At 53.1% G+C, this 19,146-nt stretch carries 19 protein-coding genes; 5 read left to right on the forward strand and 14 right to left on the reverse strand.

Annotated elements, in window-relative coordinates; genetic code table 11:
* Positions 1 to 24 precede the first annotated feature (24 nt).
* The 5 genes from HV832_RS08720 to ettA form a co-directional block, all read right to left on the reverse strand.
* Positions 25 to 636: a hypothetical protein gene (locus tag HV832_RS08720; protein WP_176803259.1), complete on the reverse strand. Its 612-nt coding sequence runs from the start codon at positions 634 to 636 to the stop codon at positions 25 to 27.
* Between the two features lie 152 nt (positions 637 to 788).
* Positions 789 to 1,121 (reverse strand): DUF2288 domain-containing protein, encoded by a 333-nt coding sequence (locus tag HV832_RS08725; protein ID WP_176803260.1) that lies wholly within the window; start codon positions 1,119 to 1,121, stop codon positions 789 to 791.
* 42 nt (positions 1,122 to 1,163) lie between these two features.
* Positions 1,164 to 1,769: an IMPACT family protein gene (locus tag HV832_RS08730; RefSeq protein WP_176803262.1), complete on the reverse strand. Its 606-nt coding sequence runs from the start codon at positions 1,767 to 1,769 to the stop codon at positions 1,164 to 1,166.
* Positions 1,770 to 1,884: 115 nt separating this feature from the next.
* The gene (locus HV832_RS08735; protein WP_176803264.1) at positions 1,885 to 2,298 is read right to left on the reverse strand and encodes a flagellar basal body-associated FliL family protein; all 414 of its coding nucleotides are present in this window, start codon (positions 2,296 to 2,298) and stop codon (positions 1,885 to 1,887) included.
* Positions 2,299 to 2,407: 109 nt separating this feature from the next.
* Complete coding sequence (gene ettA / locus HV832_RS08740; RefSeq protein ID WP_176803266.1) at positions 2,408 to 4,075, reverse strand: energy-dependent translational throttle protein EttA; 1,668 nt, start codon at positions 4,073 to 4,075, stop codon at positions 2,408 to 2,410.
* A 183-nt stretch (positions 4,076 to 4,258) separates the two neighbouring features.
* On the opposite strand from ettA, the gene HV832_RS08745 reads away from it, so the two are divergent.
* A complete protein-coding gene (locus HV832_RS08745; RefSeq protein WP_176803268.1) occupies positions 4,259 to 4,870 on the forward strand; it encodes an OmpW/AlkL family protein in 612 nt (203 codons plus the stop codon).
* Between the two features lie 181 nt (positions 4,871 to 5,051).
* Positions 5,052 to 5,561, forward strand: a complete 510-nt coding sequence (locus tag HV832_RS08750) for a DUF1993 domain-containing protein (RefSeq protein WP_176803270.1) — start codon at positions 5,052 to 5,054, stop codon at positions 5,559 to 5,561.
* 142 nt (positions 5,562 to 5,703) lie between these two features.
* Here HV832_RS08750 and HV832_RS08755 read toward each other — a convergent pair whose 3' ends face one another.
* The gene (locus HV832_RS08755; protein ID WP_223827187.1) at positions 5,704 to 6,156 is read right to left on the reverse strand and encodes a group I truncated hemoglobin; all 453 of its coding nucleotides are present in this window, start codon (positions 6,154 to 6,156) and stop codon (positions 5,704 to 5,706) included.
* Positions 6,156 to 7,004 carry a DUF3034 family protein gene (locus tag HV832_RS08760; protein WP_223827198.1) on the reverse strand — a complete coding sequence of 283 codons (849 nt, stop codon included), beginning with the start codon at positions 7,002 to 7,004 and terminating at the stop codon, positions 6,156 to 6,158. Before HV832_RS08760 ends, HV832_RS08755 begins: the two co-directional genes overlap by 1 nt.
* A 467-nt stretch (positions 7,005 to 7,471) precedes the next feature.
* Between HV832_RS08760 and HV832_RS08765 the strand changes: the two genes are divergently transcribed.
* Entirely contained in the window at positions 7,472 to 9,190 is a 1,719-nt protein-coding gene (locus tag HV832_RS08765) for a diguanylate cyclase domain-containing protein (RefSeq protein ID WP_176803280.1), read from the forward strand.
* Here HV832_RS08765 and HV832_RS08770 read toward each other — a convergent pair.
* The 3 genes from HV832_RS08770 to yedA form a co-directional block, all read right to left on the reverse strand.
* Positions 9,178 to 11,535 carry a bifunctional diguanylate cyclase/phosphodiesterase gene (locus HV832_RS08770; RefSeq protein WP_218131996.1) on the reverse strand — a complete coding sequence of 786 codons (2,358 nt, stop codon included), beginning with the start codon at positions 11,533 to 11,535 and terminating at the stop codon, positions 9,178 to 9,180. The genes HV832_RS08765 and HV832_RS08770 overlap by 13 nt on opposite strands.
* Before the next feature lie 79 nt (positions 11,536 to 11,614).
* Positions 11,615 to 12,238, reverse strand: a complete 624-nt coding sequence (locus HV832_RS08775) for a methylamine utilization protein (protein WP_176803282.1) — start codon at positions 12,236 to 12,238, stop codon at positions 11,615 to 11,617.
* A 139-nt stretch (positions 12,239 to 12,377) separates the two neighbouring features.
* Positions 12,378 to 13,256, reverse strand: coding sequence for a drug/metabolite exporter YedA (yedA, locus tag HV832_RS08780; protein WP_176803284.1), 879 nt, complete (start codon positions 13,254 to 13,256; stop codon positions 12,378 to 12,380).
* A 121-nt stretch (positions 13,257 to 13,377) separates the two neighbouring features.
* Between yedA and HV832_RS08785 the strand changes: the two genes are divergently transcribed.
* Together HV832_RS08785 and HV832_RS08790 are read left to right on the forward strand one after the other, a co-directional pair.
* Positions 13,378 to 13,824 carry an Lrp/AsnC family transcriptional regulator gene (locus tag HV832_RS08785; protein WP_176803286.1) on the forward strand — a complete coding sequence of 149 codons (447 nt, stop codon included), beginning with the start codon at positions 13,378 to 13,380 and terminating at the stop codon, positions 13,822 to 13,824.
* A 3-nt stretch (positions 13,825 to 13,827) separates the two neighbouring features.
* Positions 13,828 to 14,763, forward strand: a complete 936-nt coding sequence (locus HV832_RS08790; protein WP_176803288.1) for a LysR substrate-binding domain-containing protein — start codon at positions 13,828 to 13,830, stop codon at positions 14,761 to 14,763.
* A gap of 65 nt (positions 14,764 to 14,828) precedes the next feature.
* Here HV832_RS08790 and HV832_RS08795 read toward each other — a convergent pair whose 3' ends face one another.
* The 4 genes from HV832_RS08795 to HV832_RS08810 all read right to left on the reverse strand — a co-directional run bounded on the left by HV832_RS08795 (position 14,829) and on the right by HV832_RS08810 (position 19,055).
* Positions 14,829 to 15,998 carry a glucokinase gene (locus tag HV832_RS08795; protein ID WP_176803290.1) on the reverse strand — a complete coding sequence of 390 codons (1,170 nt, stop codon included), beginning with the start codon at positions 15,996 to 15,998 and terminating at the stop codon, positions 14,829 to 14,831.
* Between the two features lie 57 nt (positions 15,999 to 16,055).
* A complete protein-coding gene (locus tag HV832_RS08800; protein WP_176803292.1) occupies positions 16,056 to 17,192 on the reverse strand; it encodes an ABC transporter ATP-binding protein in 1,137 nt (378 codons plus the stop codon).
* Positions 17,193 to 17,272: 80 nt separating this feature from the next.
* Positions 17,273 to 18,142 (reverse strand): carbohydrate ABC transporter permease, encoded by an 870-nt coding sequence (locus HV832_RS08805; RefSeq protein WP_176803294.1) that lies wholly within the window; start codon positions 18,140 to 18,142, stop codon positions 17,273 to 17,275.
* Complete coding sequence (locus HV832_RS08810; RefSeq protein ID WP_399310277.1) at positions 18,132 to 19,055, reverse strand: carbohydrate ABC transporter permease; 924 nt, start codon at positions 19,053 to 19,055, stop codon at positions 18,132 to 18,134. Before HV832_RS08810 ends, HV832_RS08805 begins: the two co-directional genes overlap by 11 nt.
* Positions 19,056 to 19,146 lie beyond the last annotated feature (91 nt).

Below are 19,146 nucleotides of genomic sequence, written 5' to 3' on the forward strand. Positions count from 1 at the left end.
GCAGGCAGAACCTGTGGTCAGGCTTTACCACTTGCAACCGGTATCTACTACGGTACTGACCGCCAGGGGAATCAACCCGAGTAGTCCGATGCCGGAATACGCTTTCAGGCAGTCTTTCCGCTCTGCCTTACGGGTGCCGTCAGCCAGTTGTTTTTCCAGGTTTTCATCGCGCCGGTGGCTTTGCTGGATTTTCTCGATGGTATCCGGCTGGCGCTGGCGGTCGATGGCCAGTGCGCTGCGTTTCAGATTGTCCAGGTCGAGTGCAGGAGCCGGACCGGGGAGCGCGGCTTCCTGAGGGGATGCGCTGCTGGCCGGCGCAGGGATATTCATGCCCTGCACCGCCACGGCAGGCGGTGGCGTGACCGGTTGCCGGCGGCTGATGCGCGGCGTTATGCGGGTCGTTGCCTGTTGTTGCGTGAGAGATGGTGCGGGCTTGTTGTGCGGAGTTTCCGGCGTCAGCGGCAGTAGTTGCAGGTAGTGGATTACGGCTTGTTTATCAGCCGGACGAAACCACGACGATTGCTGAATGATGAGAATCACGAATCCGAGATGCAGCGCCGCAACAGCAACGATGGATGCTGTGCGTGCAACAGGGATATGGGCAGGAGAAGTGCGCATCGGTAACCTGATTGTCATTGAGACCACGTTTCAGACTCAGTGTTTTGGTAAAAAGTTCAACACTTCCCGTTGTTGCAAACGGCTGGCGATGATGTGTGTAGAACATCATCGCAATCAATTGCGTAAATTGCGCAATATCAGATGCTCAATACCAATGCAATAGCGATGGCTTAATGCATGCCGGCAGCTACGCCGGTTTCCGGCTGGTATTGCACCAGAATCCAGGGCTTGACGACCACCGTCCAGACTTCCAGATCCAGGTCCAGCCAGTTCTGCGCCTGCTGATCGCTCATACGGACAATTTTTCCTGCATGCAGCAAGGCCTGGATTTCACTGGCACGGTCTTCGGCCATCAGGCAGGCGACTGCCACCAGGTCCAGATCATGCTGGACTTCGATCACGGTACCGGAAGCGAAATGTTTCAGCAGATCACGCCAGGGATAACGGGCAGTTTCCTGATTGATCCTGGCCGGTAAAGATGTGTTGGAGAGGGTGGACGTCATGGTTTGGAATAGGATGAGGTGCAGGAAAAATGGTATATGTTTCTACTGCGGTGGTGCTGTTCCGATGTGATCTGAAATGGATATATTCCCTTTCAATAATCCGGCCAGTTCGTTCAGAATTGCCGCACAGTGTTTTTCTTTGAGACGGAATTGCAGGCGCGCACGATCGCTGTAATCGATATGCAATACCTGCGCTTCGTATTTGTCCAGTAAACGCCGCACTGCTGATTCATCGGAAAAATCAATGCTGATCGTGAGCGTGTGCATGAGCTCGACGGCGATCAGCTGTGCCAGTTTGCAGGTTTCCGAAATAGCCTGGCCATAAGCGCGGGTCAGACCGCCTGCACCCAGTTTGGTCCCGCCCCAGTAGCGGACTACCACTGCCAGCACGTTAGTGATTTCTTTATGCACCAGCACGTTATACATTGGCCTGGCAGCGGTGCCCGAAGGTTCGCCATCGTCATCCAGCCCGGAATCACCGGCGCAGATCAACGCCCAGCAAACATGCACAGCACCCGGATGCGCTGCCCGTATCTGCGCCAGCCGCTGCCGTGCTTCTGCTCTGTTGTGCAAGGGATACAGTTGTCCCAGAAAACGGCTTTTCTTGATTTCAATTTCCGCAAAAGCGGGAGCGGCCAGCTGGAACATCAGAAAAAATACAGAAAAAAGGTGAAGCTGCGCAGACAGCCCGCAGCGCTCAGAACCGTGTCAACCCGGGCTGCTGCGCAGAAAGAAAATGAAGGATGATATGCACGGACAGGCATTACTGGATAACGAAATTGACGAAAAACACATCGGTCACGCCGTCATGTTCTTTCAGTCCCAGTACTCCATTCAGGCGCTCCTTGATTTCATCAATTAGCGCATGCTTGCCTTCGGAATTCTGAATCTGGGCAGACTCTTTACCACTCAATAACATAATCATTGAATGCCGGACAACGGGCATATACAACTTGATTTTGTCCGCAGCCTCGACACTGGCGACCTGCAACGTGATATTGATTTGCAGGTAACGGTCAAAGCTGGACAGATTGACGGTAAACGGCTCCAGTACCGCAGTCGGTGTGCCGGCGTTGGCTTCTTTTCCGCCTGAATTGGCCAGGGCAGAACCTGATTGCAGCGCGGATAGCAACAAGATCGCTGTCAGCAAGGTTTTCAAAGAAGTGATGTTCAGCATGGCAGGACACTCCGGTTATTGCCTGTTCTATTCATAAACTGGTTGCAGGACAGGGCGGGTGACCTGCGTTGCACACATTGCCACTGCGCCCTCTCCCGGCATTCAATGATTAAACGCTCAATGGTTTGTAACGGATGCGTTTTGGTTTTGCACCTTCCTCACCCAGACGTTTTTTCTTGTCGGCTTCATATTCCTGATAGTTGCCGTCAAAGAACGTTACCTGAGAATTGCCTTCAAACGCGAGAATATGCGTCGCGATACGATCGAGGAACCAGCGGTCATGCGAGATCACCATCACGCTGCCGGCGAATTCGAGTAGCGCATCTTCCAGCGCGCGTAGCGTTTCCACGTCGAGATCGTTGGATGGTTCATCGAGCAGCAGCACGTTACCGCCCTGCAGCAAAGTTTTGGCCAGATGCAGGCGACCACGTTCGCCACCGGACAGATTGCCGACGATCTTTTGCTGGTCGCCGCCTTTGAAATTGAAACGTCCCAGATAGGCGCGCGATGGCATCTCAAAGCGACCGACAGTCAGGATGTCGGCGCCATTCGCAACATCTTCAAACACGGTCTTGGTATTACCCAAGTCTTCACGCGACTGATCGACCAGCGAGATTTTGGCAGTCTGGCCGAGTACCACTTCGCCGCTGTCCGGCTGTTCCAGACCCTTGATCATTTTGAACAAGGTGGATTTACCGGCGCCGTTCGGGCCGATGATACCGACGATCGCGCCGGGCGGAATCCGGAAACTCAGATTGTCGATCAGCAGGCGGTCACCAAAGGCTTTCGAGACATTTTTAAATTCGATGACTTCATTGCCCAGACGCTCCGCAACCGGAATGAAAATCTCCTGCGTTTCATTGCGTTTCTGGTATTCGTGCTCGCTCATCTCGTTGAAGCGCGCCAGGCGTGCTTTCGATTTGGCCTGACGCGCTTTCGGATTCTGGCGTGACCATTCCAGTTCTTTTTGCAAGGCTTTCTGGCGTGCCGATTCGGTCGCTTCTTCCTGTTTCAGGCGAGCCTGCTTCTGATCCAGCCAGGACGAGTAATTGCCTTTCCACGGAATGCCGGCGCCGCGGTCGAGTTCCAGTATCCATTCGGCGGCGTTATCGAGGAAGTAGCGGTCATGCGTGATCGCCACCACCGTGCCGGGGAAGCGCAGCAGGAATTGTTCCAGCCAGTCGACCGATTCGGCGTCCAGATGGTTGGTCGGTTCGTCGAGCAGCAGCATGTCGGGTTTCGACAACAGCAGGCGGCACAGCGCGACACGGCGTTTTTCACCGCCCGACAGCACGCCGATTTTGGCATCCCAGGCCGGCAGACGCAGCGCATCGGCCGCCATCTCCAGCTGCAGTTCGACGTTGTCGCCGGCGGAGGTGGAAATGATGGCTTCGAGTTTTGCCTGTTCTTCGGCCAGCGCATCGAAATCGGCGTTTTCTTCCGCATACGCGGCATACACTTCTTCCAGACGCGCCTTGGCGGCAAACACTTCGCCCAGCGCCGATTCGACAGCTTCCCGCACGGTCTGCTCAGGGTCGAGCTGCGGTTCCTGCGGCAGGTAGCCGATGTTCAGGTTCGGCATCGGAATGGCTTCGCCCTGAATGTCTTTATCAATCCCCGCCATGATTTTCTGCAGCGAGGATTTACCGGAGCCATTCAGACCGAGCACGCCGATCTTGGCGCCAGGGAAGAAGGAGAGGGAGATATCTTTCAGAATCTGGCGTTTGGGCGGCACGATTTTGCCGACGCGATTCATGGTATAGACGTAATTAGCCATTTTTGAGATGTTTTAGATGGAAAACAGAATGACCGCAAGGATACCTCAAGCAGGGGCAGGGCGGCGGTTTTTACTGGATTTATCGCAGATTTGTGCTTCGCAACAATTTTGATGTAGCTCAAATTGTAAGAGTCTGTGAAGACTACACTTGCTTCATCAACTCAGACAACCAAGGAAAACAAAATGAAAAAAATTGTTATAGCGATCTCTTTAGCAACTATCGGTCTGGCAGCGACTCAGGCAATGGCTCAGCAAAGCCCATGGATGGTACGTGCCCGCGTTGTGAACATCAGCCCTGCAAATGGCTCTGATCCGGTTGGCGGTATTGGCGCAGCAGACCGTATCGCGGTCAGCAACAAAACGATCCCTGAAGTGGATATTTCTTATTTCGTGACACCAAACTGGTCTGCAGAACTGGTTCTGACTTATCCGCAAAAACATGACGTGACACTGGATGGTGCCACCATCGGCAGCTTCAAGCACCTGCCACCGACTCTGACTGCGCAGTATCACTTTACACCTGACGCGGCATTCAGTCCTTATGTTGGCGCCGGTGTGAATTACACCCGCATCTCGGATGTGAACCTGCTCAAAGGTGCTGCTGATCTGGATAAAAGCAGTATTGGTTTTGCTGTGCAGGCAGGTGTGGATTTTAAACTGGACAAAAACTGGTCTTTGAATCTGGATGTGAAAAAAGTGCAGATCCGCAGCGATGTGACTTCTGCTGGCACCAAAATCAGTGCAGTCAAGGTTGACCCATGGCTGGTAGGCGTTGGCGTAGGCTACCGCTTCTGATACGGAAAGTTGTTGTAGTGGGGGGAGAAGCCGGTCTGTGACCGGCTTTTTTTTAGTAAAAATACCATGACCACCCCAGGTTGCACAGGGTGCATACGCGAAACAGCCAGCCGTCCTATAATCAGTCCCGCCGTCAGGCAATGCCGCCTGTCTGCCTAACCTGATTTGACGGAGAATCACCATGACGATTTCTATGTATGCCGCCTCGGTACCGGTATTGACACAAATGCTGGACAGTCTGAGCGATGTGCTGCACAAAGCGGCAGCACATGCCGCTGCCAAAAATATTGCTCCGGAAGTATTGCTGCAGGCGAGGCTGTTTCCCGACATGTTTCCGCTGCTGCGGCAGGTGCAGATTGCCGGCGATTTTGCCAAGGGCATCGCAGGCCGTCTGGCACAAACTGAACTGCCCGTTTACGAAGACAATGAACAGACGTTTGCTGACCTGCAGACACGGATCGCACGTACCCGCGATTTTATCCAAAGCATCAAGGCAGCTGACATGGCGGACAGCGAGACACTGGAAATCGTATTACGTCCCGGCACGCCGAAGGAACAGCGCCTGAGTGGTCAGAATTATCTGTTGCATTACGGATTGCCGCAGTTCTTCTTCCATATCACGACGGCATATGACATCCTGCGCCATGCTGGTGTGGAGCTGGGTAAAAAAGATTACATGGGTCGGTATTGAGCATCCAGTATGACCCCTGAGCATACCAGCCGTTCAGGGAAGGTTCTGACTGATGCTGTATCTGTCTGCAGCGCGGCAAGTCGCATGTTGTATAAGATATTTGGCTTACATTGCAGTGATTTTTGTCTGCCGCACAGGGCGCTTATGGACGGGCATGCACAATGTCCCGCTTCATGGGTGCCAGCCTGGCGATCAGCCGGTTTTGCAGGCGCGACGCGATACCAACCTGCTCCATGGCGATCTGTAAATCTTCTGCCAGTGCGTTGAACTGGGCTGACGTAATCTGCAGACCCTCATGCGTTTCCTTCATGCCGTCGCCGCTATACCGGCAGGGCCCGTCGCTGAGGACACAAAATTGTTCCTTGAGCAAACTTGCCAGGCGTTTCAGATTGCTGTCCCGGAAGCTGTCTTTGATGCGCGCATCCTGCAGCGCCAGTGCCAGCATGTGATCGACGATCTGGCTGATACCTGCGTTTTCCCCCAGTTCGGCATACAGAGTGACAGCTGCGGGAGATTCCTGAGTCAATGCTGACTGAGCCATTGAAAAAAACAGGGTAAAGACAGTCAGACAAGATAGCAAACGGATTCGCATCATCAATTCCCCATTTGTACGGAAAGATACCAGCCACGCTGATTAACCGGATTAAATACCGTGATATCGCCCAGTCTTGCATAAGCCAGGGTCAGCGAAAGATTTTTATTCGGAAACCATGCCAGAAACGCATCGTAGTAAGCTTTTTCATGATCGATGGAGAGATTCTGCGGCTTACGGCGATATTCCACCCCAACTGCCAGTTTGCGGTTCAGCAGATAGGCGGCGGACAGTTCCGGCATCAGCTGATAGCGATTGTTCAGATCGCCGCCAAAACCGAGCAAGCCCATCTGGTTGGCTTTGGTTGCGCGCAGCGTGCCATTGAGCAACAGGCTTTGCGCCAGAAATAATTTGCTGGCGGCTACGTAATAATCGATACCGTGATCGTCTTTGGCGCCCAACTGTGTGACGCTGGTGATGCCCAGTCCTTCCAGTCCCTGTACCGGCTGACTGCGTTTATACATGGCGCCAATGGCAAGCTGCGGTTTCCAGTTGTCCTGATCGGCAATCAGGTCGCCGCTGATTCGCAGTTTGATTCCGGCGATGTCCTGTCTGAGTGAAAGCTGATTCAGCGGTGCTTTGCTGCCGCTGAATTCCTGCCGGCCAAGTGACAGTTCCAGTTTGTCGCAAAAGCCGACAGCAACGCCGTAGGCCTTGAGCCGGTAATCCTGCGTGGGCAGCACTGTGAGATGTGCATTGATGCCATAACTGTCCTCGGTGCCGTAACTGGTGATCAGCGCCCACGGCACGATGCCACCGCCGCCAGCACCTTCTACCTGTTTCACACCGCCGGTCGCGAGTAATTTCCCGCTGTCGGGTGGCAGCAGTTCGGCCTGTGTCAGCGGCGGCATCCACGCGAGGAAAAACGGAAGCAGATATCTTGTCAGGAGACGCATAAAATTTCCATTCAAAAAGTGAAGGCAGCTGTCGCTGTCAAGGAGCCGGTGACCATCGTTATTTTTCTATTGTAGGCATTTTTATGCCGGGACAAATACAAAAAATGAAAACAAGTGACGCGATGATAACGGCTGTCAATGACAATCAATAAATTTGTCATGGCGAGTTGAATGTCGGTAGTGTTCATTTTTGAAACATCTGTACTGTCATTTTCTGGTCATATACCGAGCGCTACTTCTACTGGCTGGGATTACGGAGGTGAAACGCCGTATTATGCTTACCAATCTCTTTGAAATCGTCGTACATACTGGTAAGCTCGGTAACATGACGGTAAATGCAATCCGGATTTGCCAGTGTGATTGCCCGGCAACCGTAAGACGAAATGTTCCATCAGCTTTTTCGTAGATGAGTTTTCGCTTATATGAGTCGTTCTTCTTTACGCCGTGAGCTGGTTATCCCGATTACCATTCTGGTCGTCGGTGTTTCCGCAGCCATTGGCTGGGTATCGATGAAGGCGAGTACTGACGCGGTCCAGACACTCACACAGCGCGTGCTGACAGATATGGCGAATCGCATCAACAGCGCCACGGAAAAGCATCTGGACGGTGCGCTGATTGCGCTCGATTCGGTGGCGCCCGCTGCTAACCGTGTGCCGCGCGAACACCCTTTTGTGACCGATATGTATGCGCTGGAAGACAAGTTCTGGAGCGCCAGTGGATTGTTCATGGATGTGAATAATTACGTTTATTTCGGTGGCAAGGATGGCCGCTTTGTCGGTGTGTACCGGATTTCCAAAAACGAAGTCCAGCTATTCTGGCGTACGCCGGAGGCGGATCATCGCGACGTCTACCGTGTGACCTCAATCGGTGACCGTTCCAACCTGATCCGCAAGGACGAATTCGATCCGCGCAAGCGCCCTTGGTATCAGGCGGCGATGAATTCGGAAACGCCGGTCTGGTCAAAGATTTATAATAATTTTTCGTTTCATTATCCGACCATCACCTTGGCGAAAGCTGTTTTTCAAAAAAATCATGAATTCGTCGGCGTGGTTGCAACGGATGTGACGCTGAAAGAATTGTCAAATTTTTTACGCAAGCTGGAAATCAGTAAAAACAGTGTTGCTTATATCGTTGATGCCGAGGGCTATATCGTGGCCACTTCCGGCAAGGAACTGCCGGAGCGCACCATGAATGGTTTGCCGGAGCGCATGCGTGCCGTTGATATGAAAACTGCGCTGATCAGCGAGACATTTTCTCATATTGCCAACACGGTCTTGAATCAGGCAGAGAACGGCACCCGCGAAATGGAGCTTAGTATCGGCACCGTCGATGTGGCGATTTCTCCATTGGGCAATGCACAGGGGCTGAACTGGCAGACTATCGTCGCCGTGCCGCGCGCTGATTTTATGAGCAGCATCAATCAGGGGTTTATGCAAAGTGTTGTGATCGCCATTGCCTGCATCATTTTTGCACTGACGATTGGACTGACGATCGTTGAGCGTGTGATCCGCGATATCCGCAAGCTGACTGCAGCGGCAAATCTGTTCGGTAATGGCGAACCTATGCCCAAACTGGATATCCGCCGTTCAGATGAAATCGGTATTCTGGCGCAGACCTTCACTGAAATGGAAAGTAAGCTGCGTTTCGATAAACTCACGCAGGTAGCGAACCGAGAATCCCTGTTTGCCCAGATCACCCATTTGCAAAAAGAAGCGCGCCAGAATCCGGGCAGTTCTATCGGTTTTACTTTGCTGTTTATCGATCTCGACCGCTTCAAAATGGTGAATGACAATCATGGACATGATGCGGGTGACAAAGTGCTGATTATCACCGCAGCGAGACTGCGTTCAGCGATCCGCGATACCGATGAGGTCGCGCGTTATGGCGGCGACGAATTTGTATTGCTGTTGAAAGAAACCAAAAATTCGATTGATATCCATCAGATGGTGGACAAAATTTCTGCGCTGGTTGAGCAGCCGATTGCGCTTGAGCATGCGGTGGTCGACATCGGTGCTTCAATCGGCTGGGCCAGCTTTCCGGAAGATGGTAATGATCACATGCGGCTCATTAAGATTGCCGACAGCCGCATGTATAACCGGAAAAGAGACCGTAAGTCCGGTCAGATCATTCAGATCGTCTGATGTTGATTCCATTCGACCAGCCAGGCTGGCAGGTCGCTGGCCGGCATGGGTTTGGCAATGTGATAGCCCTGCGCATGATCGCAGCCCAGTTCAGTCAGCAGGCTGATGACCTCCGCATTTTCAACGCCTTCGGCCACCACCCGCAGTCCCATATTGTGACCCAGGTCGATGGTAGATTTCACAATCTTGGTATCGTCGGCATTTTTTTCCATTTTCAGCACGAAGGATTTGTCAATTTTTAATTCGTCGACCGGTAACCGTTTCAGATAGGCGAGAGAAGAATAGCCGGTGCCGAAATCGTCGATTGACAATTCCATTCCCATGGCGTGCAGACGATCGAGTGTCTGATGCGCCCGTACCGGATCATCCATGATGGCGCTTTCGGTAATTTCCAGGCAAAACGAAGAGGCTGCAACCTGATGTTGCTGTAGGATGCCAGAAAATTTTGAAGGTAATTCCTGATCCAGCAAATCGCGGGTGGAAATATTCACGGACAACTTGATGTTCAGCCCTGCACGCTGCCAGTCACGGCTCGCGGCAGCGGCGGCATTCATGACCCAGTGCGTCAGCTGACGGATGAAGCCGGTTTGCTCGGCAAAGGGAATAAACTGGTCCGGAAAAATGAAGTTGCGTTCCGGATGTATCCAGCGTACCAATGCTTCGGCTGCAACGATCTGACCGGTGTGCAGAGAGAGCTTGGGTTGCACATACAACCGGAATTGCTTGTGTTCCAGTGCTGCCCGCATGTCGCTGAGCAGGGAAAGGTTTTGCTGGCTGGATTTATCAATCTCGGGCGAGTAGATAACGGCGCCATTTTTGAGCTGCTTGGCGACATACATCGCCACTTCAGTACGGCTTAGCAGACTGGCTGCGTCACTGGCATGTTCCGGGTATCCGGCGATACCGATGCCCGCACCGATATCGACGGTCTGGTCTTCAATGGTGATCGGCTTTTCAAGCGCCAGCAGGATTTTTTCGGCTACCTGCATGGCCTCATTCTGGCTGACGCCGGGCAGCATCGCTGCGAATTCATCTCCTCCCAGACGGGCAGGTTTGATGTTGTTTGTCCCCAGTTCGCTATTAAGAATCACCGCTACCTGTTGCAGCAGCAGATCGCCGAAACGATGTCCCATCACATCGTTCACATGTTTAAAGCGATCCAGATCCATCATCAGCACATAGCAGGTGCTGACGCGCATGCCAGCCTGACGGATGGCATCGTCCAGCATATTGGTAAACAGTGTACGGTTTGGCAGATTGGTCAGCGTATCCCAGTACGCCAGATGGCTGATTTCCTTTTCGCGCTGGGCAATCGCATCCCGCATCTGGGAGAAACTCGTGGCCAGATCGCCAATTTCATCTTTGCGCTGAATATTGATCGGGGTCTGGTAGTCACCGGCACCCAGCCGGCGTGCCTGGTCTGCCAGCTGCCTGACCGGACCGGCAATCCGTCCGGCGGTGACTGCGCTGATGATGGTGGCCAGAATGCCGCCCAGAACAGTCAGGATCAGCAGGTTTCTCTGTAACTGTTTATACGGTGCAACCGCCTCGCTGATAGAAATTTGCAGCACGGCGATGGTTTTGCTTTTTTCATTCTGCACCAACGGCAATATGCTGGCGCTGTAATAGCTGTCGCCCAGTTCAAAATCGCGCAGGATTTCGGTCCGCCAGCTGTTGGCGGGCAGCATCTGCGCCAGCGCATTGGCATCGCTTTGACCGAGGGTGGAAATGTGCGGAGTCCAGGCCTGCCCATTGACCGAAGTCAGCAGGCTGATCTGCAGCTGGCTTAATTCACGCATATCGTTAATGAGTTTGCTGTCAACGGGGATCGCCATCGCGACCCAGCTGATCGTGACCGGCGCCAGAATCGGTACCATCACCATCTGATAGGGTTTGCCGTCCACCATGTCTGTACTGGAAGCATGTCCCTGTTTTCCGGCCTGCTGAATCAGTACTGACACCGATTTTTGCAGACCACGTGCCAGCGTATCGCTGCTGGTGGCGGTGATTTTTCCTTCGAGATCGACCAACATGGTCAAGTCGGCCCCGAGCCGCTGACCGTGGTTCAGCAGGGTCGATACGATGGTTTCGGTGTCATGCGTGCCGATCGCTTCCCGGAAAGCATAGTCCTTGGAAAGCAGGGTAGCGCCTTGAATCAGCTTTTGTGCGTTTTGTTCCAACAGACGGGAAAATATTTTTTCGCTTAACCGCAGTTCTTCATGGATCGCATTGCGTGCATTGCTGTCGATGGCATTGCCAATCGCAAAATAACTGACCAGCTGCAAGGCTAGCAGTAAACTGATGAACAGAAAAACAATCCTGTTTTTCAGGCTGTGAAAACGCATGTGAATTAGCCTTTCATGTTTCAGTCTCCGCAGGGAAACAAGAATTGGAATGACAGTAACCAGCCTTGTTCCGATTGGTTCAGAGTGGCAGTTTAACCAACAATGGCGCGGTGTCTGTGCCGGTCTGCCAAGGCTGTTCATGCACGGCACTGCCTGCTGCCTGCTGATAATGCCAGACTTTGAGCGTGTATTTGCCCACTGGCATGGCAGGCAAATGCGCTATGCCTCTGGCATCTGTTTTTGCAAAGTAAGGTGTATTCACGATCTGGATATAGGCAACCATCTGATCATGGATATTACAGCCGACCACCACCGTACCGGGCTGGTCGAACACAAGCGGGGCGGAAGGTTTGCCGGAGTAAAGCTTGAGCTCAAACGGTTTCGGCGTGGAAAAGGAATAGGCGTGATGTTTGACAGTGTCATTGTTGGGAAATGACACCGAAGTGCCGGTTTGTATGACGGACACCAGCGGCAGGAATTTCCGGTCCTTTTGCTGGATTTCGGCACTACCGGGTTTGGGCAGCACTGTGCCAGCGGCAGGTTCGGCGTATACGACCGCATTTTCCAGGTCGGCTCCCTGGGCATTCACCACATGCACAGCTGGCCGGTCAGACGCGGCGTGGGTTACCGGGCTGACAGTCAGTAAGCTTGACAGTAAAGCGGGCAGAAAAAGCGAATACAGAGTGAACTGCAGGGCGCGCATAGAGAACCTCGTGAGCTGAAAGCCGGGTGTTTATCTTACTCTGTTTCCCCGCGCTCTTGCAGATATCCGGTGTGGCGGAGAGCATAGATCTGACAGCTTTCTTCACCGATACATCTCAGTAACCCGCCGGAGCAGCAGTTTAACTGGAGCGCTGAACCCGACGTGTTGTGGTCAGGACCACTACGCTGCCCAGAATGATGGCCATCGCCAGCATCGCCTTGGCGGATAAATGCTCACCGCCGAATACCACACCCAGCGTCACGGCAATAACCGGATTAACATACGCATAACTTGCGGCGAGTCCGGTGTGCACTTTGGACAGCAGATACATATATGCCGTGAATGCCAGTAAGGATCCTGCGATTACCAGGTAAGCCCAGGCAGCGAATGCGGGCATGGTCAGCGGGCCATTCATGTGCTCGCCGCGCAGCAGGCTCAGGATGACCAGAAACAGGCCGCCGACCAGCATTTCACTGGCAAAACCCATGCCGCCTGCCGCCATCCTGAGTCTTTTCTGCGACAGTATGGAGCCGACATCCCAGCTCAGAATCGCACCCAGCAACAGGATAATTCCCATTGGCTGTGCGGCAAAGCCGTGATCGGATGCCAGCAGCATGGCACCGGCAAAACCGGAGACGATGCCTATCCATTCGCGCCGTTTCGGCCAGTCGCCGAACAGACCTGATAATCCCGATAAAATCATCGGCGAGCAGGCGATGAATACCGCTGTTAGACCGGACGATACATATTGCTGCGCACATGCCGTCAGGCCGGTGCCGCCGCCCAGCATCAGAATGCCGATGATGCCGCCGTCACGCCATTCGCGCATCGTTGGATTGGGCGCGCTGTGCCACTTTTGCCACAAATACAAAATTGCTCCGGCCACCAGAAAACGGGTGCCGATCATCAGCAAAGGTGGAAACGCCGTCAGCGCGACCTGTATCGCAAAATAGGTTGAACCCCAGACGATGTACACCGTCAACAGGGCAGTCAGTACGGATTTCGGTAAATGGCGCATGGCAGTTTTTTCTGTTCGGATCAGACCACAGTGTAAGTCAGCGAAACCCGATGATGAATGGATGATTGAAGGTAAATCGGTTATATTCCTTTTGAATTAAACGAAAAAAGCAGAATTTTCCATGAAGCCAGAATTAGATCTGATGGATGCCAGAATCCTCGATATTTTGCAGTCAGATGCTCGCGTGACGCTGGCTGAAATCGGCCGCCGCATTCATCTGAGCCAGCCTGCGGTGGCCGAGAGAGTGAAACGCATGGAAGCGGCGAATGTCATCACGGGTTACCATGCGCGCGTGAATCCGGAGGCCCTGGGTTATGGCATCACCGCGTTCGTGCGTATCGCCAGCCGTTCCAGCGATATTCCCGTGGTCAAGATTGCCGAACAGGTGCCGGAAGTGATCGAATGTCATGCGATTACCGGCGAAGACTGCGTGATCGTCAAAGTAGTGGCGCCGTCGGTGAGAGAGCTGGAGCGGGTGATCGCCAGCCTGGCGCGTTGTGGCGTGACCTCGACTTCGCTGATTCTGTCATCGTCGATAGAGCGGCGCTCAATACAACCGGTGGGCTGAGTCATGGAACTGCGCCAGCTCCGTTATTTCGTCGCCATTGTTGATCACGGCTCCCTGTCCCGCGCGGCGCGTGTCCTGCATATCGTGCAGCCAGCATTGACACAGCAATTGCAACAACTCGAAGAAGAACTCGGCGCCACACTGCTGCATCGTTCAGCCCAGGGCATGCAGGCAACCGATGCCGGAAAGCTGTTTTATGAACATGCTCAGGCCATTCTTAAACAAGTCAGCGATGCCAGATCTGCCGTAGCGCAATCGACCGACAAACCTGCGGGAACCGTGGCGCTGGGAATACCCCAAAGCGTTTCGGGTGCGCTGGCATTGCCGCTGTTGATGGCAGTGCGGGAGACATATCCCGATATTGTGTTTCAACTGACTGAGGAGCTGACAGGCAACCTCACAGAACAATTGCGCTCTGGTCGCCTGAATCTGGCGATCCTGTTTGATGACGGGCAACTATCCGGCCTGAACACGGTTGCTTTAGTGGAAGAGCAGATGATGTATATCACCCGTCATGATTCCCGTTTTATCTGCAAACGCAAAACCATCAGTCTCGATCAGGCTTTACAGATACCCCTGATTTTGCCCAGCATTCAGCATGGTGTGCGCCCCCGGATTGAACGCGTAGTACGTGAACATGGCCGTACTATTGATAAAGTGATTGATATCACATCGATTGCGATCCTCAAATCCGCATTGCTGGCCGATATGGGAGCAACGATTTTGCCGGTGTCACCGGTGTTGGCAGAAATCAATCGGGGCGAATTACATGCCTGTGCTTTTCGCGATGTAGAATTGTCCCGTACCGTCACCTTATGCACATCAAAAAACATTCCGCTGACGAATGCAGCAATGGCAGTGGAAAAGCTCGTGCAACAGGTGACGCACGATCTCTGCCGCAGCAATACATGGCCGGGAGCACGCAGTCTGCTGCACTAAAGTATTCATCAGGGCAGGCGATGATCAGGTAGCGTCCTGCGCTGGTCTCCTGAACCGGATGCTGATCAGGTGTATCTTATGGAGGCCGTCGCAGGAATGAAGCCAGATCCAGTCACCATGCCATGTTCCGGAAGATCGTGCGCTGTTCTGGTATCAGCAAGCGTGCTGGCATAGACAGCAACATCAGCGATATCTGTGAGATCAGCGCCGGTACCCGGCAGCACCGATTTTTCTGTGGCAGTCAGTATCGCAGACAGTCCGATAAATGCGGGATATGCTTCGGTAATGACATACACAGGCACTTCAGCCAGATAAGCAGAAAAGCGACCTTTCTGTTCAAAGCGCTGGCGGAAGCCGGAGCGTAGCAGAAAATCGCCAAGACGCGGCACAATGCCGCCACCGATGTAAATACCACCACGTGCGCCCAGTGTGACTGCCAAATTGCCGGCCATCGTACCCAGCATGTCACAGAATACGGAGAGCACTTCCCGGCAAAGCGGACAGGTATTATCGAGCCCGCGCAGCAGAATTTCTGGTGCATCGATATCGTCGATGGCTTTTGCTGCCTTCTCCGTCCCTCCGGTCTCCTCTGTGGCTTTTTGCCGTCGCGCTGCCAGTGCACGGTAAATCAGACGTAAGCCCGGACCTGAGAGTAAACGTTCCGCAGAGACATGTTCGAATTCCTGCCATGCAAACCGCAAAATATCGATTTCAAGTGCATTCGCTGGTGTAAAGCTGACGTGTCCGCCTTCGCTATGCAAAGGCACCCAGGCGTTCTCTGTCCAGACCAGACCTGATACGCCCAGACCAGTGCCGGCTCCCAGCAGGCCAATTGCCGCCTTTGGCAAGGCTGGCTGGCCACCGGCCTGATACTTCTGTGCAGTACTCAGCATCGGCAAAGACATTGCCAGTGCCGTGAAATCATTCACCACGATCAGAGAATCCAGTCCGAACTCTGCCTGGACTGCAGTAATGGAAAAACTCCAGTGATGATTGGTCATCTGTACCTGGTCATCATGGACCGGATTGGCAATCGCAATACCTGCCTGCCGTACCTCGGCCGCGCCAGCAGCAATGCTGGCAGCGTCTTGCAGATAGGCGCGCATGGCGAGTGACAGACTGGCATAACCGGCGCAGGGCAATACCTGCACTGCCTCTATCTGTCCTTGTGCAGTTTCAAGTGCAAAGCGGGCGTTGGTACCGCCAATATCAGCTAATAATTTGGGATAACTCATATCAGATTCCAGAATGATGCGACACGTTGTATTCCATGTGTGAAGGCGATGCAGACGTCATGCCAGACGTTGTTCGCTGACCGGATCGAAGAACACGGCCTGTGATAAATCAAATGCCAGGCGCATCGCTTGACCAGGCACTGCAAATGCGCGTGGATGCGCGCGACATGTGGTACGCACCTGATTGAAACTGGAAAATACCAGCGTATCCGGCCCGGTCGGCTCGGTCAGCTCTATTGTGCAATCCACTTCCGTAGGCTTGTAGTCATGTACCGTTTCTGAATGGCGCGCGCTGATTGCATCTGTCACGTGTTCCGGACGTATCCCCAGCACGATATCGTTGCCCGCCTGATAGCTCTGTCGCAACTGCTGCAGCATTGGCGCAGGCAGTGGCAAGGCCGTTGTCTGCCCTTGGTGGTTCAGGGTAAATGCCAGACCATCCTGATGAGAAATGAGTTGACCGCGCAAAAAATTCATTGATGGCGAACCAATAAATCCGGCAACAAACATATTAGACGGCTGATCATAAATTTCTTGCGGGCTACCGAATTGCTGTACCACGCCGTCTTTCATGACCGCGATCTTGTCGCCCAATGTCATCGCTTCGACCTGATCATGCGTCACATAGACCGTGGTCGTCCCCAGACGCTGATGCATGAGCTTGATTTCGGCTCGCATTTCCACGCGTAATTTTGCATCCAGATTGGAGAGTGGCTCATCAAACAGAAACAGCGATGGATTTCGCGCAATCGCCCTGCCCATCGCAACGCGTTGACGCTGACCGCCGGACAAATGCGCGGGTTTGCGATCCAGTAAATGCGTCATTTGCAAGGTTTCTGCCACCCGATCTACGATTTTCTTTTGTTCTGCCGCCGGCACTTTGCGGATGCCCAGACCAAAAGAAATATTTTCCCTGACTGTCATGGTCGGATACAGGGCATACGACTGGAATACCATCGCAATATCACGAGATTTTGGTGGCACATCATTGACGCATTTGTCACCGATATAAATACCGCCCTCAGAGACAGTTTCCAGTCCGGCGATCATGTTCAGAAGCGTTGATTTACCGCAGCCTGATCCACCGACCAGAATTAAAAATTCACCATCCTGAATCTCCAGATTAATGCCTTTTAAAATATCGGCACCGTTAGAATAGACCTTGCGCACATTGCGGATTGATAAGCTAGCCATGTTTGTTCTCCTGATATTCTTTGACGATGCCCTGGCATAGCCGAAGGCATCGCTGTGTTATGTCGTTGTTTCTGGTGCTGTCAGCCTTTGACGGCACCGGCAGTCAGTCCTCTGACAAAATATTTGCCAGCCAGCAGATAAATCAGCAACGTTGGCAGTGCCGCGATAATCGCGGCGGCCATATTTACGTTGTATTCAGTCACGCCGGTCGAGGTATTTACCAGATTATTCAATGCCACCGTGACCGGTTGCGCATCGGTGCCGCCGAATACCACACCAAACAGAAAGTCATTCCAGATCTGGGTAAATTGCCAGATGAAACACACCATGAAAATCGGCACCGATAGCGGCAGAATCACGCTGCGATAAATCCTGAAAAAGCCAGCACCATCAATCCGGGCAGCCTTGACCAGCTCATCTGGTACGCTTATGTAGTAGTTGCGGAAAAACAATGTCGTGAAAGCGACACCGTAGACAATATGGACGAATATCAAGCCGCCCGTGGTGTTCGCCAGTTCTGCTATGCCGAGCAAGCGTGCCATTGGCAAAATCACGACCTGAAATGGAATAAAACAACCGACCATGAGTGCGGTGAAAACGATTTCCGAGCCTTTAAACTTCCAGTGCGCCAGCACATAGCCGTTGATTGAGCCTATCAAGGTTGAGATCAGCACGGCCGGCACTGCCATTTTTACTGAGTTCCAGAAATACGGTGCCAGACCTTCGCAGCGAACGCCGGTGCAGGCAGCCCCCCAGGCTTTTTTCCAGGCAGAAAAACTGGGATGCAGTGGGAAATCCAGCAGATTTCCACTGCGAATTTCGTCCAGCGATTTGACCGATGTGGTCAGCATCACGTAGAGCGGAGCGAGGTAATAAAAGGCACATAACACCAGTAAGGTATAAATTACCAGCCGCCCCGGGCTGAATGGTCGGCTTGTTTCAGTGGCCATGGCGTGTCTCCTTGGTTTCCAGATAAATCAATGGCACTAAGACGGCCAGTACGGTCATCAGCATCATCATGGCAGAGGCAGCCCCTAAGCCGAGTTGACCACGGGTGAAAGAGAACTGATACATAAAAATTGCCGGAACATCCGAAGACGTACCTGGACCGCCGGCGGTCAGCGCCATGACCAGATCAAAACTCTTGATGGCGATATGAGATAACACCAGCAAGACACTGAAAAATACGGGACGTAATGCCGGAATCACGATACGGCGGTAAATCGTCGGCAAGCTGGCGCCATCGACCATGGCAGCCTTGATGATGCTGTCGTCCACACCGCGTAAGCCCGCCAGAAACAGTGCCATCACAAAACCTGAGGATTGCCAGACGCCGGCAATCACGACGGTATAAATCGCCATATCGGAATCGACCAGCCAGTCCATGGAAAATTGCTGAAATCCCCATTCATGCACCATTTTTTCGAGGCCAAGGCCGGGATTTAATATCCATTTCCACGCTGCACCGGTGACGATGAAAGACAGCGCCATCGGGTATAAATAAATTGCCCGCAATGCACCTTCCATTCTGATTTTCTGATCCAGAAATACGGCAAGCAACAGGCCTGCGATTAGGCATATCAGAATGAACAGGCCACCGAAAATGGCGAGATTGCTGGCGGCGACCGACCATCGATCGAGTTCAAACAACGCCATATACTGATCAAAGCCGACCAGATCGCCGTTGGGCATCAGGCGGGAATTGGTCAACGATAAATAAGCGGTGAAGCCGATGAAACCATACACGAACAGCAACGATGCCAATATCGTCGGTGAGAGCACGATACGCGGCAGCCAGTGATCCGCCAGTGCGTGTAAACGCGATGGGGCAACCGTGCCATGCCGGGTGGTGGGTAAGATAATTTCTGATCTGGATGTGACCGACATACTTGTCTCCGGGAACTAAGGAGAGGTCGCTGCAAGGAGACCTCAGGCAAGCGACGTTTTGCAGACA

It is taken from the genome of Cognatundibacterium oligocarboniphilum, from assembly GCF_013377855.1.
In the GTDB taxonomy this organism is placed as follows: domain Bacteria; phylum Pseudomonadota; class Gammaproteobacteria; order Burkholderiales; family Burkholderiaceae_D; genus Undibacterium; species Undibacterium oligocarboniphilum.

What these genes read in the sequence shown, in the direction of transcription:
- HV832_RS08720 (WP_176803259.1), bottom strand. Translation starts at nt 636, where the DNA reads ATGACAATCAGGTTACCGATGCGCACTTCTCCTGCCCATATCCCTGTT.
- HV832_RS08725 (WP_176803260.1), bottom strand. Translation starts at nt 1,121, where the DNA reads ATGACGTCCACCCTCTCCAACACATCTTTACCGGCCAGGATCAATCAG.
- HV832_RS08730 (WP_176803262.1), bottom strand. Translation starts at nt 1,769, where the DNA reads ATGTTCCAGCTGGCCGCTCCCGCTTTTGCGGAAATTGAAATCAAGAAA.
- HV832_RS08735 (WP_176803264.1), bottom strand. Translation starts at nt 2,298, where the DNA reads ATGCTGAACATCACTTCTTTGAAAACCTTGCTGACAGCGATCTTGTTG.
- ettA (WP_176803266.1), bottom strand. Translation starts at nt 4,075, where the DNA reads ATGGCTAATTACGTCTATACCATGAATCGCGTCGGCAAAATCGTGCCG.
- HV832_RS08745 (WP_176803268.1), top strand. Translation starts at nt 4,259, where the DNA reads ATGAAAAAAATTGTTATAGCGATCTCTTTAGCAACTATCGGTCTGGCA.
- HV832_RS08750 (WP_176803270.1), top strand. Translation starts at nt 5,052, where the DNA reads ATGACGATTTCTATGTATGCCGCCTCGGTACCGGTATTGACACAAATG.
- HV832_RS08755 (WP_223827187.1), bottom strand. Translation starts at nt 6,156, where the DNA reads ATGATGCGAATCCGTTTGCTATCTTGTCTGACTGTCTTTACCCTGTTT.
- HV832_RS08760 (WP_223827198.1), bottom strand. Translation starts at nt 7,004, where the DNA reads ATGCCGCCGCTGACACAGGCCGAACTGCTGCCACCCGACAGCGGGAAA.
- HV832_RS08765 (WP_176803280.1), top strand. Translation starts at nt 7,472, where the DNA reads ATGAGTCGTTCTTCTTTACGCCGTGAGCTGGTTATCCCGATTACCATT.
- HV832_RS08770 (WP_218131996.1), bottom strand. Translation starts at nt 11,535, where the DNA reads ATGCGTTTTCACAGCCTGAAAAACAGGATTGTTTTTCTGTTCATCAGT.
- HV832_RS08775 (WP_176803282.1), bottom strand. Translation starts at nt 12,238, where the DNA reads ATGCGCGCCCTGCAGTTCACTCTGTATTCGCTTTTTCTGCCCGCTTTA.
- yedA (WP_176803284.1), bottom strand. Translation starts at nt 13,256, where the DNA reads ATGCGCCATTTACCGAAATCCGTACTGACTGCCCTGTTGACGGTGTAC.
- HV832_RS08785 (WP_176803286.1), top strand. Translation starts at nt 13,378, where the DNA reads ATGAAGCCAGAATTAGATCTGATGGATGCCAGAATCCTCGATATTTTG.
- HV832_RS08790 (WP_176803288.1), top strand. Translation starts at nt 13,828, where the DNA reads ATGGAACTGCGCCAGCTCCGTTATTTCGTCGCCATTGTTGATCACGGC.
- HV832_RS08795 (WP_176803290.1), bottom strand. Translation starts at nt 15,998, where the DNA reads ATGAGTTATCCCAAATTATTAGCTGATATTGGCGGTACCAACGCCCGC.
- HV832_RS08800 (WP_176803292.1), bottom strand. Translation starts at nt 17,192, where the DNA reads ATGGCTAGCTTATCAATCCGCAATGTGCGCAAGGTCTATTCTAACGGT.
- HV832_RS08805 (WP_176803294.1), bottom strand. Translation starts at nt 18,142, where the DNA reads ATGGCCACTGAAACAAGCCGACCATTCAGCCCGGGGCGGCTGGTAATT.